The following is a 15,683-nucleotide window of genomic DNA, read 5'->3' as shown; positions in this document are numbered from 1 at the left end:
AGACTAATTTTTTGTTTGTGTGTTGCTCATTCCTTTTCTTGTCATTGCTCCCCATTTCTTTTTTTTATTGAAATAGTAATCGATATTCCCCATTACTGCGGAATATAGTATAAAAGGATGAATGATAAAAGGCTCTGTGAAAGAAATTATAACCAGTTTTAAACCTGTTCCCTTTTTTTTGTATTGATGATAGGTAAGCTCTTCAGAAATGATGGCTATTATCGAAAATAATACGGTGAATAAATAGGCTACAAGAATGAAAGCAATAGTGTAATCCCATCTGACTTTACCAAAAAAAACAAGAAGGCCAAAATACAACAGACCGAGGATTTCTACTATAGGTGCCAGTCTTTCGAATAAAAACCAATAAGGATAGCTTAGGAGTCCCATAGCGCCGTATTTCCTATTTAAACCAATTTTTCTATGTTTTCTAAGTGTTTCTATAGTACCGCGAGTCCAGCGGTTTCTTTGGGAGATAAATGTTTTATAATTGTCAGGGGCCTCAGTCCAACAAAGAGGATCGGGGATATAGGCAACTTTATATTTCGGTTTGTTTTCCAATTCTTCCATATATCGCCTCATACGAACAATGATTTCCATGTCTTCCCCTACAGTATGAATGTCATAACCTCCCACTTCAATTGCTATCTTTTTATCAAATAATCCAAAAGCACCTGAAATAACGAGCAAGCCATTTAACCTGCTCCACGCCATTCTTCCTAATAAAAATGCTCGCAAATATTCCAGAATTTGTCCTTGTACCATCATGTTTTTAGGAAGGTTAACGTCGATTAACTTTCCTTGTTTAATAATACATGAATTTGCAATTCTGATTACACCGCCTGCGGCGATAACCTTCGTGTCCGTCGTTTCTAAAAAAGGTTTGATTAATTTAAGTAGCGCATCTTCGATTAACAAGCAATCTACATCTATACAAGCAACATATTTGTTCGTGCTGATATTCAAACCCATATTTAACGCATCAGCCTTTCCTCCATTTTCCTTGTCAACAACTATCAACTTTTCAAATGCCGGATTAGTTGATTTGTATATTCCATCCCTTATTGGTTGGGTAGGTATTTGTTCATTAATGAGGAAGTCCACTTTAACCAGGTTATAGGCTTCAATAAGTTTCTCGAGGCTATCATCTTTACTACCGTCATTTACGATAATTACATCGTAATTAGCGTAGTGGCAGGAGAGTAGTGATCTTACATTCTCAATAATATTTAAACTCTCATTATATGCTGGGGCAATAATGGAAATAGAGGGAGAAATGTTAGAGGATAATATTTTGTTATAGTTAACAAAGCTGTTCTTTTTCATGTACTCGATACTCTCTATTACAGATATAATTCCCAGGACAATATAAGAGCCTATAAGCATAAAACCGTATAGAAAAAATAGAAAACGAATAACAAGGATTGTATTTTGCATTTAAAAAAACAATTAATTTGATTCGACAAAATTAATAATTTTTATAAACTGAGGGTCTAAAGACAAATCTTTAAAACTATTAAATTCATCCTGACTTAATTCTTTTAAGATTTTAAGTGCAGAGTATTTAATTTCGAAATTTGGATTTAGGATATTATCCAGTATAAATGGCTTGTCGGCCAATTCGTATGTCTCTTCTATCATTGCGAAAAAAGCGATTTGTTCTTCTAAATCGAGTGTGTTAAAATTAGTTTTTAACTCTATTTTTGCTTCTATAATATCGAGGTGGCTTATAATGTGGATTGCTTCAACTCTTACGTTAACATTTGGATGCTGTAAAAGAGCAATAAGTTCCTCTTTTACGCCGTATTGGTTGTAGATTTTAGCAAGTTTCAATGAAAAGAAAACTACAGATTCATTTGATGACTTTAACCAAGACGAAATATCTGAGATTTCCTGAGTTTTATATAACTGAAGCACTTCCAGTAATTGAATTTGATCCCATTCTGATATTGGAGTTTTTATTTCGTTTAAAAAATCCAGACCTTTAAAATGAAATAAATTAACGAGGTACAATTGCATTTCACTACGCACTTCACTTTTAGGGTGATTTAAATGCTCTTTAACTAAATGTTGGACTTCTTTTACTTCAAAAAGGGTAAGCTCCCTAATTCCCTCAGCAATTAAATTCCATTTTTTATTTTTTAATTTGGATAGGCTGTACTCTTTTAAACCGGTTTGAATGTAGAGCTTATCAATAGACTCAGCCATTTCTCCAGAAATTTCATAGCCTAGTTTCAACATTGTTGCAATTAAGATATCTTTCCTATACGGTTTGCTTGTTCCTTTTTTTAGTTGTTCAATGATTAATTGTTGATCTGAACTAATTTCTTTACTATCATCATCACCGGCATACAAATAGGTGATTATGGCGGTTTCAAATTCTTTTTCTAATTTATTTTTTGACTTTTCATTTCTGCGTAAAGTACTTCTTAAATATTTCAGGTAGATTATGATTGCAATAACTAAGAACAATAGCATAGCAATAAGAAACCAGACAAATTCAATGATTAAATCAGATTTTTCAAAAAGTTCAATTAAATAATTAAAAGCAACCATATTGTTTAACGTAAAATTCGCTGTACACGATTCATTAATTCATTAGGGCTAAACGGTTTACTCATAAAGTCATTAGCGCCTAGTTTGAAGGCTTTAAGTACAACTTCTTCCTGACCAGATGCTGAAAAAACGATTATGGGAGTTTTAGCAAATAATGTATTACGAACGTGACTAATTACTTCTAATCCACTGATAAATGGCATCATAATGTCAGTTAGAATTAATTCAGGACTGTGCTCTTCAATCAATGCGATCGATTCTTTTCCGTTTTCTGCAATCAAAAGCTCGTATCCCTCTTTCTCTAATCGGAACTTAAGTAGTAACGAAAGCATCGAATTATCTTCGGCTAGTAAAATTTTTTTCATGTTAATTTTTGTATAATAAATTCAGGGTAAAATTGATTAACTATTCTACTAATGTATACGTAATGCTTTCGGTTTAGGTTTTTGTTTTTTTTTACAATTATCGATCTCGTTTGTTAAAGTATTCAATTATAATAGTTTAATAATAAAAAACAAAAACAAATTTCAGCATTTGTACAATGCTAAAATAGTGTAATTTGTTTTACGCCAAACGATAAAGTGCCAAATATATCGATTAAACGCATTTAATTGTTATTTATGTAGGAATAAATCTGTTAAAAACAAGGCGAATGATTTCTGATTTTGGTCTTTTTTAAAGAAAAGGCACTTAAAAAACAAAATTAATGTAATAGGGATACGTGTGATTTTTTAACTAAAATCCTTCAAAAACGCCCAAGCCAAAGAGTGCAAAGTCATATTTAACAGGATCGGTAGGGTCAAGTTTTCGCAGTTTAGCGTCTAATTCGGCAACTGCTTTGCCATCATTTTGTTTCCGTGTTAAGAGTCCTAATTTTCGGGCGACATTACCGGAATGCACATCCAAAGGACAGGACAGAATTGCAGGGGGAATACTCTTCCATATTCCCAAGTCAACTCCTTTGTTGTCTTGGCGGCACATCCATCTCAAATACATGTTAATGCGCTTTGCGGCGGAGCCTTTCATAGGGTCTGATACGTGTTTTTGTGTGCGGTACTGATGTGGGATTTCAAAAAAAGTTTTCTTAAACTCAGAGATGCTTTTTTGAATTGATGCTGGCTCTTGATGTTTAGAGAAAACAGCTTCAAGGCCATTGTGGTTGAGATAAATATTCTGAAGACTTTTTATAAAACTGCTAAAATCTTGTCCGTTAAAAGTGCGATGTACAAAAGTCTCTAGTCTTTGTAAATCATCGTCAGAATGAGACATCACGAAGTCAAAAGGGGCATTACCCATCAAATCAATCATGCGATGAGAATTTTTGATAATCATGGTACGATTCCCCCAGGCAATTGTAGCGCTTAGAAAGCCTGCAATTTCGATATCTTCTTTTCGAGTAAAGAGATGAGGTATTTGTACTGGATCACTTTCTATGAAATCGAGTGTGTTGTATTGAAGTACTTTTTCGTCGAGAAAATCTTTAAGTTCTGATTTGTTCATTTTGGGAACTGGATAACGTGGATTAAAACAGATTTACACAAATTGTGGAAAAATTATTAATGATAGCAAATAAGCTTAGCCCAGATAGAAGTGAAAATCCTTTTTATCTCGTTTTTAGGACGAGGTAAAAAGATTGTAGCGGATAGCTGGAAATAGCTCCTAATTACTAATTTGGCCATCAACCATCACGAGTTTTCTGTCGGCCATATTAGCTAGTTCTTCATTGTGGGTTACAATCACAAAAGTTTGACCAAATTCATCACGTAATTTGAAAAATAATTGGTGCAGGTTTTCTGCTGATGCGGTGTCAAGATTACCAGACGGCTCATCTGCAAATATTATAGCGGGTTTGTTTATCAATGCTCGGGCCACTGCTACTCGTTGTTGTTCCCCTCCAGATAGCTCATTAGGTTTGTGGTTAAGCCTATGCGATAACCCAAGAAAATCTAACAATTTTTTTGCTTCAGTTTCAGTTTCTTGTTTGGGTTTATTAGCAATGAATGCGGGAATGCACACGTTTTCTAACGCTGTAAACTCAGGTAGTAATTGATGAAATTGGAATATAAAACCGAGGTTCAAATTTCTAAATTTGGATAAGCTTTTATCATTCATCGTTAGAATATCTTCATTATTGATGCGAAGTTCAATTTCTTTTTCTACTGAAGGCTTGTCCAGCGTCCCAAGGATTTGCAAAAGAGTTGTTTTTCCGGCTCCGGAAGCGCCTACAATAGAAACAATTTCTCCTTTTTTAATATGTAAATCCACTCCTTTTAAAACATGGAGTTGGTCGTAATATTTGTGCAAATTTTTGGCATATATCATAAGAAGCAATTTCTGCAAAGAAACAAAGATTTAAATGAATATTAAATGGCAGACAAAATAATTTTCATGAGACAAACTATAAAATTTAGTTAATAAGAAATAGGGGAGTCTTTTTAATAGCCTAAATTTGAATTATAATGTGTTATTGGGAAAAGGTATATTAGAATTAAGCTGAAAGTAATATCAATTTCACATCAGTCGAAATAAAAATGAGGTTGTTTTACCTTAAATTAAAGAAACTAATACAATGAATATACAAGAAGGAATAGAAGTAGCTACGTTTGCAGGAGGTTGTTTTTGGTGTACAGAAGCTGTATTCTTAGAATTAGAAGGTGTAAACAGCGTTATTTCAGGTTACATTGGCGGAAAGACGATTGATCCAACTTACAAAGAAATATGTGGAGGCGAAACAGGGCATGCAGAAGCAATTGAGATCACTTTTGATCCTGAAAAAATTTCATTTGGAGAACTTTTGGAAATATTTTTTGCCACTCACGATCCTACGACAATAAATCGTCAGGGAAATGATGTAGGCACGCAGTATCGAAGTGAAATTTTTTATCACAGCGAGGAGCAGAAAAAGACAGCTGAAGACTATATTGATTTAATGACAAAAGAGGATACTTTTGGGAAGCGTATTGTAACCAGGATTTCGTCAGCGTCAAAATTTTATGAAGCGGAAGATTATCATCAGAATTATTATAATGATAATAAAACTCAAGGCTACTGTTCGTATATCATTACTCCCAAAATAGAAAAGTTAAAAAAAGTTTATAAAGATAAACTTAAAAAGTAATGGAGAAAGAAGTGATAGAGGTTAATAGAAATACTAAAAATAAAAATCTAGGTTTAGGTATTTTGTTTGATGCAATTGGAATGCTGTCCTTTACGGTACCTATGGTTGGTGAGTTTTCGGATGTTATTTGGGCACCAATAGCAGCTTATTTGATGACGAGAATGTATAAAGGAACGGCAGGGAAAGTAGGGGGAGTTGTAACATTTCTTGAAGAAATATTTCCTTTTACAGATTTTATTCCCTCTTTTACGCTAATGTGGGTATACAATTATATTATAAAAAAAGAGAGCGGGAGTTAGGTTCGTTTATTGCTTAAAAAGGAAACCCAACCCCATTCTTTTAAGCATTTTCTTTTCAAAATCCCAAAAGAATTTAAATTGCCCCAAAAGTGATCCGATTAAGACCAAAAGGACTTGATATAAAGGAAAAATTATAAGCAGCCGAACGGGTGTGTACCAAAATCCAAAATCTTCTTTCATAATTCCCAACCAAAAACAAGCGGGTTTTGATAACCAGGCCGAAGTAGAACCGGTTATCGCAAAGACGATAAATATAATGGCAAGTTGAAAATTGGATTCAATTTTCCAACGTTTTTTTAATTCCTTCATTTTTATTTATAATGATTACAAATATAGTAACATTATCTTGGAGGAACATAGCCAAAAAGTTTTTGTTTAAAGGTATTTTGAAAATAGACCATATAGTTGTAAATTAAATAATTCACCTCATATCCATAATCAACATTTTGATCATAGTTAATGGTCATTTCATAGAGGTTTCGATTGTAACTGAATGGTTGTAGTACTCTTCTGTTCCATTCGCCAACCCACAATATGTTTTTGTTCTCTAAATAAGATTGGGAGTGATAGTTGCGTGGGAAAGATCTTGACGCAAGCCAAGTGCTAAATCCTGCGTCAATTATAATTACTTCATATTCTAGTGCATCATTAGCTATTCGTACTGTATCGTTTGTCATCGAAGAATTTAACTTGTCATATTTCGCGTCAGTATTTTTGACAGAGTTACAACTTAGTACCGTAACCAAAAGAATAAGCAAGACGTAGGATATGTTTTTCATAATGGATAGATTGAATCTTAAAATTACAAAATTAAATTACTGTAAGTTAATTATTTAACATAAAAAAAGCCAGTAATCTCTGAAAACTGGCTTTTTGAAAATATAACTTTTATTACTTCCCAAATAAACTTCCCAGGCTATCACCAAAGCCGCCACCATTCTTTTTAAGTGCTTCCATGGCATCATTCATATCTACTTTGCCATCTGCATTTTGGTCTAAGCCAAATTGGCCTCCATATTTAGAAATGGCTTCCATAATTCCAGCACTATCACCTTTACCAGAGATGGCTGCAATAATATCTGAAATTTCAAAACTAGAGTCATTAGGATCTTTAGCTTTTCCTACAAGTGAGTTCAAAATTTGTGGGATTAAACTAGCCGCTACCCCTGAAGCCGCCGCGCTATTCAATCCAAATTTTTCTCCCAAGTTACCCGTAAGTTGTTCTGTAAGCTTTTGTACTACTGGATTAGATTTATCCTGAGCATTATTTCCTTGGAATAACTCTGCTAATTGGCTTACGTTGCCTTCTGAAACTATTTTTTGTAATCCAGCAACTATTGAAGAGCTGGCTTCATTTATTACTGCTTCATTTTGCTCATTTGGGATAGCATCATTTTTTACTACTGCATCTATTCCAAACTGTTGTGCTAATTGTGTTAATTGATCGAACATTTTTAGATTTTATTAGATTTAACTACAATTTACAAAAAAAAGGGGATTATTAAATAAAATTAATAATCCCCTTTTTGTATTTACTTGAAATAATTACTTCAATAAACTGATAATTTGTGAAGCAAGTTCAGTTCCAATTCTATCTTGAGCTTCTCCAGTTGCAGCTCCAATGTGTGGAGTCAATGAGATTTTAGAATTCATTAGTATAGTCATTTCAGGAGTTGGTTCGTTTTCAAAAACATCCAATCCAGCAAATAAAACTTTTCCGCTGTCTAATGCTTTTACTAATGCTACTTCGTCAATAACACCACCACGAGCACAGTTTACAATACCTACACCATCTTTCATGATAGCTAGTTCTTTTTCTCCAATGATGTAACCATCTTGAGCAGGAACGTGTAAAGTAATGAAGTCAGCGTCTTTAAATAAAGATTCTAATGATTGAGAAACGATTGTTGTTGTGATAGATTGTCCGTCAAAGAATGCTACTTTTACGTCTACTTGCGGGATAAAACTATCTGCAGCAATAACTTTCATACCTAATCCAAGAGCCATTTTTGCAGTAGCTTGACCAATACGACCAATACCTACAATACCAAGAGTCTTTCCTCTTAATTCAACTCCATTAGCGTATGCTTTTTTCAAACCATCAAAGTTTGAATCTCCTTCAAGAGGCATATTTCTATTAGAATCGTGCAAGAAACGTACACCTGAAAATAAATGAGCAAAAACCAATTCAGCTACTGATTCTGATGAAGATGCTGGAGTATTGATCACGTGAATTCCTTTGCTTTTAGCATAATCCACATCAATATTGTCCATTCCTACACCACCACGACCAATGATTTTTAATCCTGGGCAAGCATCAATAATATCTTTACGAACTTTAGTTGCACTTCTTACAAGAACTACGTCAACGTTATTTTCGTTTACGAAGTTAGCTACTTGTTCTTGCGCTACCTTTGTTGTTATTACTTCAAATCCACCTTTTTCTAAAGCTAGAATTCCACTTTTTGAAATTCCGTCATTTGCTAATACTTTCATTTTATTTATATTTTAAGATTGGAAAATTTAAAGATTTAAAGATTCAATCTATTATTTAATGTAGTGAATGATTATAAATTGACAATTCAAATCCTTAAATCATTCAATATTTTAATTTTTAAATTGCTTTTTCTAAAGCTTTCATTACATCAACTAAAACTTGAACGCTTTCTATTGGTAATGCATTATACATAGACGCTCTGTAACCACCTACTGAACGGTGTCCTGGAAGTCCAGATATTCCTGCTGCTTTCCACATAGCATCAAAAGCTTCAGTATGGGCAGTATCATTTAATAAGAAAGTTGCATTCATGTTAGAACGGTCTTCGACAGCTGCAGCTCCTTTAAATAATGGGTTTCTATCTATTTCACCATATAACAATGCCGCTTTAGCGTTGTTTAATTTTTCAACAGCAGCAACTCCTCCAAGGTTTTTCAACCATTGTAAAGTTAATAATGAAGCGTAAACAGGAAAAACAGCTGGTGTATTGTACATACTCTCTGCTTTAATATGTTTTTCATAATCTAATATACTTGGAATTGTTCTACCTGATTTACCTAGAATTTCTTCTTTTACGATCACTAAAGTAGTTCCAGCTGGACCCATATTCTTTTGAGCTCCGGCGTAGATAATGTCAAATTTTGTAAAGTCTAATACTCTAGAAAAAATATCAGAACTCATATCGCATACTATTGGCATGTCTAATGATGGAAATTCTTTTATTTGAGTTCCGAAGATTGTGTTATTACTAGTACAGTGAAAATAATCTGCATCAGCAGGTACGGTGTATCCTTTTGGAATGTGATTGTAATTTTCTTCTTTTGAAGAAGCAACAACAACAGTTTCTCCAAAGAATTTAGCTTCTTTTATCGCTCCGCTAGCCCATGTTCCTGAATCAAGGTAAGCCGCTTTACCGCCTTCTTTCATCAAGTTGTAAGGAACCATTAAAAATTCTAGACTTGCTCCTCCTGCTAGGAAAAGTGCTTGATATCCTTTGCCTTCTAATCCTAATAATTCTAGTGCAAGAGATCTGGCTTCATCCATTACTGCAACAAAATCTTTACTTCTGTGCGATATCTCTAAAATTGATAAACCAGAATCGTTAAAATTCAATATTGCTTGTGCTGATTTTTCAAAAACTTCTTGCGGTAAAATGCATGGTCCTGCGCTGTAGTTGTGTTTTTTCATGGTGTAGTTTATGTCCGAAAAATTAAAACGCAAATTTCGGGAATAGGACTTTAAAAAGCGTTAATTATTTCGGAATTATTAAACATATTTCCACTATGTTGTTAACAAAAACGAAATAGTATCGACGTTATCTGCATAATTCCATAATTTAGGATGTTGTGTTTGTCCAAAATCGATACTGTTTTCAATTAATTTGTCGCTTACTATACATTGGATTTGCTCACTTTCTGATTCTAACCGCGTTTGTAATTCATTGATATCGTCATAGAATTCATAAAACACACTCGAAATAGGAGAGGCGGGGCTTTTATCTTCTTTTAAAGTCAAAAAACCATTATCTAGCAGTTTGAAATTACTCATTAGAAAAACAGCCTTGTTATAATCGTAATTATTTGCATACTTCTCATAATGAATGACATCCTGATATTCGAAAATAGCTTCAAAAAAGGCGTCAAAGGTATATCCTTTTGGCACAAAAAGTTTAGACACATTGCGGCATCCTAAACCAAAATAACGGAAGATATCTTCCCCTAAAGCAACTAGTTGCTCTTTAGTTTCTTTTCCATTTAAAACAGCAACTGAGTTTCTACTTTTTCTAATTATAGAAGGTTTATCTTTAAAATAATATTCAAAATAACGGGCCGTATTGTTACTTCCAGTGGCTATTACAGCATCAAAATTTTCTAATTTACCTTCGACAAAAGTAATTTTATCAGTAAATTTTGGTTCAATCGCTATGATGTATTTAGCCAAAAAAGGAAGAAGATGTTGGTCGTTAGAGGATGTTTTGATCAAAACGTTATGCCCAGAAATTAAAACGGAAAGGAAGTCATGAAAGCCCACTAAAGGGATGTTTCCAGCTAAAATTAAAGCTACATTTTTAGATTCGGTCGTGTCAATACTATAAGCGGAAAGCCATTGATTCAAATTTTCTTCGGTAAGCGCTTTAGCCCAGGATTGAATTGAAAAATATACGTGTTCTGGGGTGTACCAGCCATTATGAGATTGTGATAATTTTATCAGATCAATAAAGGCATCAAAAAACTGATCGTTGTTTAAAACCTCAGGTTTTTTAATCGTATTATCTTCAGAAAATTGGCTTAAGAATTTCCCTAATTCAACAAAAACACTTTTTTTTGTTTCTAATGTCATAATGTTTGCTTATGAATTGTTTTGATTGTAATTTTGCACAAAAATAAGCTTTAATAAGTCGAAAGTCAAAAGTCTTAAAGTCAAATGTGACTTACCAAGGTTTTTTTTAGCTTGAATAACAAATACTATAGTAAAATGGCAATAATAATAACTGACGAATGTATCAATTGTGGGGCCTGTGAACCAGAGTGCCCAAATACAGCAATATATGAAGGTGCAGATGATTGGAGATATAAAGATGGAACTAAATTATCGGGAAAAGTAATTTTGCCGGATGGTACTGAGGTCGATTCTGATGACGCACAAACGCCAATATCTGATGAAGTGTATTACATTGTCCCAGGAAAATGTACAGAATGTAAAGGATTTCATGATGAGCCGCAATGTGCCGCTGTATGTCCTGTAGATTGTTGTATTCCTGATGATAATCATGTTGAAACAGAAGAGACATTATTGAGTAGACAAGCATTTTTGCATAACGAATAGACTCTCTAATTGTAAGAATAGAATAAAAGCAAAAAATCCTGTTCGCCATGGCGAACAGGATTTTTTGCTTTTAGGACTATACCTTGAACGAGTATTTAATTATTTTGTTATAATATAAGTCGTGATGGTTACCGTATCTGTAGCTTCATCATAATTTTCTAAAACTAGATTTCCATCTGCGGTAAAATAGCCATAAGATGTTTTGTCTTTTGCTTTATAGATGTAATTATTATTTGAAGTTTTTCTTAAAACTGCTGCTTTAGTACCATTAGGGGAGAACATTGTGTATCCGCTATTGTCGCTTGCGACTTGATATTTCTTTCCGTCTAATTCATAATAGGCAGATCTATCGACAGAAATTAATTTAGTTACTCCGTTTTCTGTAATTTTTGTGGTAGCAGTTACCTGTACTGGACTTTCTTTTATATCCTTGTTTAAAACTTTGGAGTTCGCATCTTTTAGTTGAATTGTTTGAACTTCTTCTACTTCCTTAGTTTGGATTACTTTTTTATCTCCATCAGAATCTTTTACTGTAGTGATATTAGTTGTAACTTCAGTCTTCACATTTTTTTTCTGCGCCTGGATATTTATAGAAAATAAAAAAGCAGCCATTCCTAACATTATAATTTTCATGATATTTGTTTTTAATGATTTGTATATTACAAATTTAAAAGTATCTGACTTTAAAACTGTTACATAATTTCTACAAAAGATTATATTATTCACTCCGAAATAAAAAATGATAAGGCACTATTGAATTGTTTAGTTTCTCTTTTTTGCTACAATGACATAAGTGTCATAAGCATAGGTTTTTCTATCTATCGTTTTTATGATTTCAAACTTATTTAGATACAAGAACAACTGTATTTCATTTAACGTAAACACACGCACTGTCGAGAAATCAGTGGCAATTAATTCTTTTTCCTGTTCTTGAATTATATAATATTTAGCAGTCCAATCCAACATGAAATTTTCCTGTGAAGTGGTTTCCCAAGTGCTTTCTCTTAGATAGCTAATTCCTTCATGTACTGCTTTATGAATGATAAGAGGGTTTTCATTTGCGTAGGGAATAAATCGATTGGCATCTATGAAATCAAAGATAATGACGCCTTCATTTGTAATGTTATTATGAAGCGAAGCAAAAGTTTCGTTCACATCTTCGTTAGAAATAAGATAACTAGTAGAACGTCCTGTTATAATTATAGAATCTACTTTTTGTTCGAGATGAAAATTCCGCATGTCGCCGAGGATAAAATGACAATCTTGATTTCTTTCTTCTGCGATAGCAATCATACTTTTGCTATAATCTAATCCAATGTAATTTTGATTGTTTTCTTGAAATCGTTTCGCTAAATTTCCAGTACCACTTCCTATTTCCAGTACAGTTTTACAATTGTATTCTTGAATTAATGTGTTGTAGAAGTTATATTCTTCATCATAGTCTACAAAAGTCTGATACATGGCGTCATATATAGTGGCCATTTTTCCATCGTATAAGGTAGCCATATGCTTCTAATTTGAGTTGATTAGTACTAAGAGCGATGTTGTTATAATGAGTTAACTGTTGCTGTTCAGGTTAATAACCTTTAAATTTAGGTAAAATTATGATATAAAAAAAGGGCTATCCAATGGATAGCCCTTTTAAAAATTATTATAAATAATTAGAATTTATAGTTCAATGATAAATTGAACATAGTTCCTAATTGGCTAAAGTGATACCCATCATACGTCATTTGAGAATAACGTTGGTTAAAAGTAATCAAGTTAGATTGATTTTTAACTTGTGCTGGATCATTTAAGAGTGCAGTACCAGCAGCGTTTTCAGCTTTGAATTCCCATTCTGGTAAAACGTTTAACAAGTTATTTACATTTAATGATAGTGTAAGTTTCTCAGTAGCAGAAAATGTAACTCCTAAATCAGTAACGATTTTAGGAATAAATTCTGTTCTTAAGTCAGAGCTTAGACCAGCTTGGTTAAATGTAGTTTTTCCAAAGTAAGTATTGTTAAGAGAAAAACCGAATTTTCCAACTTCATAGTTAGATCCTAAAATCCATTTAGTAACAGGTCTTGAAGTAAACATTAAAGACTCAAGTGTTTGACCGAAGTTATCACTTCTTACTGGAGAAATTCTTTCGTTTTGAAACGTTACGTTTCCAGATAAATTGAATCCTAATTTTCCTTCACCTAATTCGATGTTATTGTAATTTGCAACTACATCTAATCCAGATGTTCTAGAATCGAATGAGTTTTCAAACCAAGCTACATCACCAAATGGAGTGCTTTTAATGTCTCCTAAGATGATTCTGTCTTCTACCTTGATGTTGTAATAATCTACAGTGAAGTTAAAGTTTCTAGATGGTTTAACACCTATTCCAACAGTAACGTTTGTTGATTTTTCAGCATCCAATTTTGGAACACCTATTAATCGAGCTTGAGGAGAAACATTATTAATAATACCACTTACTTGAATCCCTTGTCCAGCAACAAAAGAGTATTGTGATTTTTGAGTATAAATTTGGTGTAACGTTGGTGCTCTGAATCCAGTAGAAACAGATCCTCTAAGTGTTACTTTATCTTCTGCAAATTTATATCTAGAGCTTAACTTCCAAACAGTTGCACCACCAAAATCGCTATAATCTTCATAACGAACTGTACCGTTGATTAAGAAATCTTCAGTTACGTCAAAAGCAAGATCAAAATATCCACCTAAGTTGTAACGGTTCCATTTTCCTGAATTTTCAGGTCTGTTTCCAGCAAATGAATCAGCTCCAATACCTTCCCATGAAGCTTGTTCACCTTCTATAACTTCAAAAGTTTCTGTTCTGATCTCTGAACCAAAACCAATACTTATTTTATCAGATAAAATTTTAGAGATATCTAAGTTACCTACAACATGATTGAAAGATGTTCCTCCAGGTTTGAAAAAGATAGGGCTATTTTCTTGATACACATTAGCTCCGTTTGCGTCTTTGATAGCTGATCTATTGTGCGAGTTATCTACATTATATGTTTGAGTGTTACCACCAACAGTAATACTTGCATCAGTGTTCCAGCCGTTTTGAACCGCTTTGTAACCTAAAGTAGCATTATAGTCATTCAAGTCACCTGTAAAAGTAGGTACATACCCGTTGTAAGATGCTGCTGTTCCGTCTCCAAAGAAATCTTTTAAATAAGGAAAGTCAGACAGTGTTCTCCAGTATGGAGTTCTGTAGTTAGCAAATGAGTTTACTTTTTTGTAAACATAAGCTGCGTTATAATACATTTGAGTATTTTCTGATAAATCAAAACCTCCATTTACCAAGAATTTGGCAGCAGCAGTTTCAGGAGAACCATTAATATTTCCTGCATCTGGCATTTTTGCTAGAAATGATTGTACATCAGCGATATTAGCGCCAAAATCTGCAGCTTCTCCGGCAGCATCAACTGTACCAGGTCTGTTTGCTAAGCTTACTTTAGAGAAATCTAAAGTGTAGTTTATAAACCCTTTGTCTCCAACAGTTGATCCGTTGTTTAAACTAACTCCTAACATTTCACCGTCACCTTCAGAAGTTACTCCACTTCTTAGTGTAACTGATCCACCGTTAGTACTCTTTTTTAAGATGATATTCATTACCCCAGCAATGGCATCAGAACCGTATTGTGCAGATGCACCATCGCGAAGAATCTCTACTCTTTCGATAGCGTCAGTAGGTATAGCTGAGATGTCAGCACCTGTTTCACCACGTCCTGGAGACGTTTGCACATAAAGTAAAGAACTTAAGTTTTTACGTTTTCCGTTGATAAGGATTAAAGTTCTACTCGGTCCCATGTTTCTAATTTCATAAGGATCTAATAAAGAAGTCGCATCATTTACTGGTGTTTGTACCGTGTTAAAAGATGGAATCTTGTATTGTAAAGCTTTGTCAAATGATGCTTGTCCAGTTGAAGCTAAGTCTTTAGCAGAAATTACATCAATAGGAAGTGCAGTAGTTGTGTTACTCCTTTGAGCAGTTCTTGTCCCTGTTACAACGATCTCTTGTAATGCTTGTCCACCTTCTTCAGATAAAACAACATCAATTTTAGAACCAGTAGCAGCTCTTTCTACTTTGGCAAAACCAATGTAGCTAAAAACGATTGTAGCTCCTTCTTTTACTTTTATTTTGTAAGCACCGTCAATATCGGTAGAAACACCGTTATTAGTTCCTTTTTCGACGATGTTAACTCCTGGAAGCGCTGCTCCCGAATTGTCTTTTACTACTCCAGAAATTTCTTTTTGTGCAAAAAGAAAACTGACGTTTAGCAGTAAAAATAATAGTGTGATTTTTTTCATAAATAATTTAATTTGGTTTTTGTTTGGTTTAATTTCGGTTGCAAGATAGTGAATTTTTAACATATATTTAAGGAATC

At 33.5% G+C, this 15,683-nt stretch carries 17 protein-coding genes; 3 read left to right on the top strand and 14 right to left on the bottom strand.

Features of this window, described 5'->3' with window-relative positions:
• Nucleotides 1-3: 3 nt before the first annotated feature.
• The 5 genes from AAC069_RS06610 to AAC069_RS06590 form a co-directional block, all read right to left on the bottom strand.
• On the bottom strand, nucleotides 4-1,437 hold the full coding sequence (locus tag AAC069_RS06610; protein WP_339919693.1) for a glycosyltransferase: 1,434 nt from the start codon (nucleotides 1,435-1,437) through the stop codon (nucleotides 4-6).
• Nucleotides 1,438-1,449: 12 nt separating this feature from the next.
• Nucleotides 1,450-2,556, bottom strand: coding sequence for a hypothetical protein (locus AAC069_RS06605; protein ID WP_339919692.1), 1,107 nt, complete (start codon nucleotides 2,554-2,556; stop codon nucleotides 1,450-1,452).
• Nucleotides 2,557-2,561: 5 nt separating this feature from the next.
• Entirely contained in the window at nucleotides 2,562-2,921 is a 360-nt protein-coding gene (locus AAC069_RS06600; protein ID WP_339919691.1) for a response regulator transcription factor, read from the bottom strand.
• A 370-nt stretch (nucleotides 2,922-3,291) separates the two neighbouring features.
• Entirely contained in the window at nucleotides 3,292-4,056 is a 765-nt protein-coding gene (locus tag AAC069_RS06595) for a TIGR02757 family protein (RefSeq protein WP_339919690.1), read from the bottom strand.
• A gap of 159 nt (nucleotides 4,057-4,215) precedes the next feature.
• Nucleotides 4,216-4,878, bottom strand: coding sequence for an ABC transporter ATP-binding protein (locus AAC069_RS06590; RefSeq protein ID WP_339919689.1), 663 nt, complete (start codon nucleotides 4,876-4,878; stop codon nucleotides 4,216-4,218).
• Nucleotides 4,879-5,125: 247 nt separating this feature from the next.
• Here AAC069_RS06590 and msrA point away from each other — a divergent pair, with 247 nt between their 5' ends.
• Together msrA and AAC069_RS06580 are read left to right on the top strand one after the other, a co-directional pair.
• On the top strand, nucleotides 5,126-5,674 hold the full coding sequence (gene msrA, locus AAC069_RS06585; protein WP_339919688.1) for a peptide-methionine (S)-S-oxide reductase MsrA: 549 nt from the start codon (nucleotides 5,126-5,128) through the stop codon (nucleotides 5,672-5,674).
• Nucleotides 5,674-5,973: a hypothetical protein gene (locus AAC069_RS06580; protein WP_339919687.1), complete on the top strand. Its 300-nt coding sequence runs from the start codon at nucleotides 5,674-5,676 to the stop codon at nucleotides 5,971-5,973. Before msrA ends, AAC069_RS06580 begins: the two co-directional genes overlap by 1 nt.
• Before the next feature lie 6 nt (nucleotides 5,974-5,979).
• Here the strand turns inward: AAC069_RS06580 and AAC069_RS06575 are convergent, their stop codons facing one another.
• The 6 genes from AAC069_RS06575 to AAC069_RS06550 all read right to left on the bottom strand — a co-directional run bounded on the left by AAC069_RS06575 (nucleotide 5,980) and on the right by AAC069_RS06550 (nucleotide 10,810).
• Complete coding sequence (locus tag AAC069_RS06575; RefSeq protein WP_339919686.1) at nucleotides 5,980-6,282, bottom strand: DUF6787 family protein; 303 nt, start codon at nucleotides 6,280-6,282, stop codon at nucleotides 5,980-5,982.
• Between the two features lie 32 nt (nucleotides 6,283-6,314).
• The gene (locus tag AAC069_RS06570; RefSeq protein ID WP_339919685.1) at nucleotides 6,315-6,752 is read right to left on the bottom strand and encodes a DUF6146 family protein; all 438 of its coding nucleotides are present in this window, start codon (nucleotides 6,750-6,752) and stop codon (nucleotides 6,315-6,317) included.
• Between the two features lie 112 nt (nucleotides 6,753-6,864).
• Nucleotides 6,865-7,425: a hypothetical protein gene (locus AAC069_RS06565; RefSeq protein WP_339919684.1), complete on the bottom strand. Its 561-nt coding sequence runs from the start codon at nucleotides 7,423-7,425 to the stop codon at nucleotides 6,865-6,867.
• Nucleotides 7,426-7,518: 93 nt separating this feature from the next.
• Nucleotides 7,519-8,469 (bottom strand): D-2-hydroxyacid dehydrogenase, encoded by a 951-nt coding sequence (locus AAC069_RS06560; protein ID WP_339919682.1) that lies wholly within the window; start codon nucleotides 8,467-8,469, stop codon nucleotides 7,519-7,521.
• 118 nt (nucleotides 8,470-8,587) lie between these two features.
• Nucleotides 8,588-9,658: a 3-phosphoserine/phosphohydroxythreonine transaminase gene (gene serC, locus AAC069_RS06555; protein ID WP_339919681.1), complete on the bottom strand. Its 1,071-nt coding sequence runs from the start codon at nucleotides 9,656-9,658 to the stop codon at nucleotides 8,588-8,590.
• A gap of 93 nt (nucleotides 9,659-9,751) precedes the next feature.
• A complete protein-coding gene (locus AAC069_RS06550; protein ID WP_339919680.1) occupies nucleotides 9,752-10,810 on the bottom strand; it encodes an acyl-CoA reductase in 1,059 nt (352 codons plus the stop codon).
• A 135-nt stretch (nucleotides 10,811-10,945) separates the two neighbouring features.
• Between AAC069_RS06550 and AAC069_RS06545 the strand changes: the two genes are divergently transcribed.
• Nucleotides 10,946-11,296, top strand: a complete 351-nt coding sequence (locus AAC069_RS06545; protein WP_339919679.1) for a 4Fe-4S dicluster domain-containing protein — start codon at nucleotides 10,946-10,948, stop codon at nucleotides 11,294-11,296.
• Between the two features lie 99 nt (nucleotides 11,297-11,395).
• Here AAC069_RS06545 and AAC069_RS06540 read toward each other — a convergent pair whose 3' ends face one another.
• The 3 genes from AAC069_RS06540 to AAC069_RS06530 all read right to left on the bottom strand — a co-directional run bounded on the left by AAC069_RS06540 (nucleotide 11,396) and on the right by AAC069_RS06530 (nucleotide 15,606).
• Nucleotides 11,396-11,929, bottom strand: coding sequence for a hypothetical protein (locus tag AAC069_RS06540; RefSeq protein ID WP_339919678.1), 534 nt, complete (start codon nucleotides 11,927-11,929; stop codon nucleotides 11,396-11,398).
• 129 nt (nucleotides 11,930-12,058) lie between these two features.
• Complete coding sequence (locus AAC069_RS06535) at nucleotides 12,059-12,802, bottom strand: class I SAM-dependent methyltransferase (protein ID WP_339919677.1); 744 nt, start codon at nucleotides 12,800-12,802, stop codon at nucleotides 12,059-12,061.
• Nucleotides 12,803-12,957: 155 nt separating this feature from the next.
• The gene (locus AAC069_RS06530; RefSeq protein ID WP_339919676.1) at nucleotides 12,958-15,606 is read right to left on the bottom strand and encodes a TonB-dependent receptor; all 2,649 of its coding nucleotides are present in this window, start codon (nucleotides 15,604-15,606) and stop codon (nucleotides 12,958-12,960) included.
• Nucleotides 15,607-15,683: the final 77 nt, after the last annotated feature.

The sequence above is a fragment of the uncultured Flavobacterium sp. genome (assembly GCF_963974175.1).
Taxonomy (GTDB): Bacteria; Bacteroidota; Bacteroidia; order Flavobacteriales; family Flavobacteriaceae; genus Flavobacterium.
Note: the sequence above shows the minus strand (reverse complement) of the source record. Positions and strands in the feature narration are given on the sequence as shown.

What these genes read in the sequence shown, in the direction of transcription:
- AAC069_RS06610 (WP_339919693.1), bottom strand. Translation starts at nt 1,437, where the DNA reads ATGCAAAATACAATCCTTGTTATTCGTTTTCTATTTTTTCTATACGGT.
- AAC069_RS06605 (WP_339919692.1), bottom strand. Translation starts at nt 2,556, where the DNA reads ATGGTTGCTTTTAATTATTTAATTGAACTTTTTGAAAAATCTGATTTA.
- AAC069_RS06600 (WP_339919691.1), bottom strand. Translation starts at nt 2,921, where the DNA reads ATGAAAAAAATTTTACTAGCCGAAGATAATTCGATGCTTTCGTTACTA.
- AAC069_RS06595 (WP_339919690.1), bottom strand. Translation starts at nt 4,056, where the DNA reads ATGAACAAATCAGAACTTAAAGATTTTCTCGACGAAAAAGTACTTCAA.
- AAC069_RS06590 (WP_339919689.1), bottom strand. Translation starts at nt 4,878, where the DNA reads ATGATATATGCCAAAAATTTGCACAAATATTACGACCAACTCCATGTT.
- msrA (WP_339919688.1), top strand. Translation starts at nt 5,126, where the DNA reads ATGAATATACAAGAAGGAATAGAAGTAGCTACGTTTGCAGGAGGTTGT.
- AAC069_RS06580 (WP_339919687.1), top strand. Translation starts at nt 5,674, where the DNA reads ATGGAGAAAGAAGTGATAGAGGTTAATAGAAATACTAAAAATAAAAAT.
- AAC069_RS06575 (WP_339919686.1), bottom strand. Translation starts at nt 6,282, where the DNA reads ATGAAGGAATTAAAAAAACGTTGGAAAATTGAATCCAATTTTCAACTT.
- AAC069_RS06570 (WP_339919685.1), bottom strand. Translation starts at nt 6,752, where the DNA reads ATGAAAAACATATCCTACGTCTTGCTTATTCTTTTGGTTACGGTACTA.
- AAC069_RS06565 (WP_339919684.1), bottom strand. Translation starts at nt 7,425, where the DNA reads ATGTTCGATCAATTAACACAATTAGCACAACAGTTTGGAATAGATGCA.
- AAC069_RS06560 (WP_339919682.1), bottom strand. Translation starts at nt 8,469, where the DNA reads ATGAAAGTATTAGCAAATGACGGAATTTCAAAAAGTGGAATTCTAGCT.
- serC (WP_339919681.1), bottom strand. Translation starts at nt 9,658, where the DNA reads ATGAAAAAACACAACTACAGCGCAGGACCATGCATTTTACCGCAAGAA.
- AAC069_RS06550 (WP_339919680.1), bottom strand. Translation starts at nt 10,810, where the DNA reads ATGACATTAGAAACAAAAAAAAGTGTTTTTGTTGAATTAGGGAAATTC.
- AAC069_RS06545 (WP_339919679.1), top strand. Translation starts at nt 10,946, where the DNA reads ATGGCAATAATAATAACTGACGAATGTATCAATTGTGGGGCCTGTGAA.
- AAC069_RS06540 (WP_339919678.1), bottom strand. Translation starts at nt 11,929, where the DNA reads ATGAAAATTATAATGTTAGGAATGGCTGCTTTTTTATTTTCTATAAAT.
- AAC069_RS06535 (WP_339919677.1), bottom strand. Translation starts at nt 12,802, where the DNA reads ATGGCTACCTTATACGATGGAAAAATGGCCACTATATATGACGCCATG.
- AAC069_RS06530 (WP_339919676.1), bottom strand. Translation starts at nt 15,606, where the DNA reads ATGAAAAAAATCACACTATTATTTTTACTGCTAAACGTCAGTTTTCTT.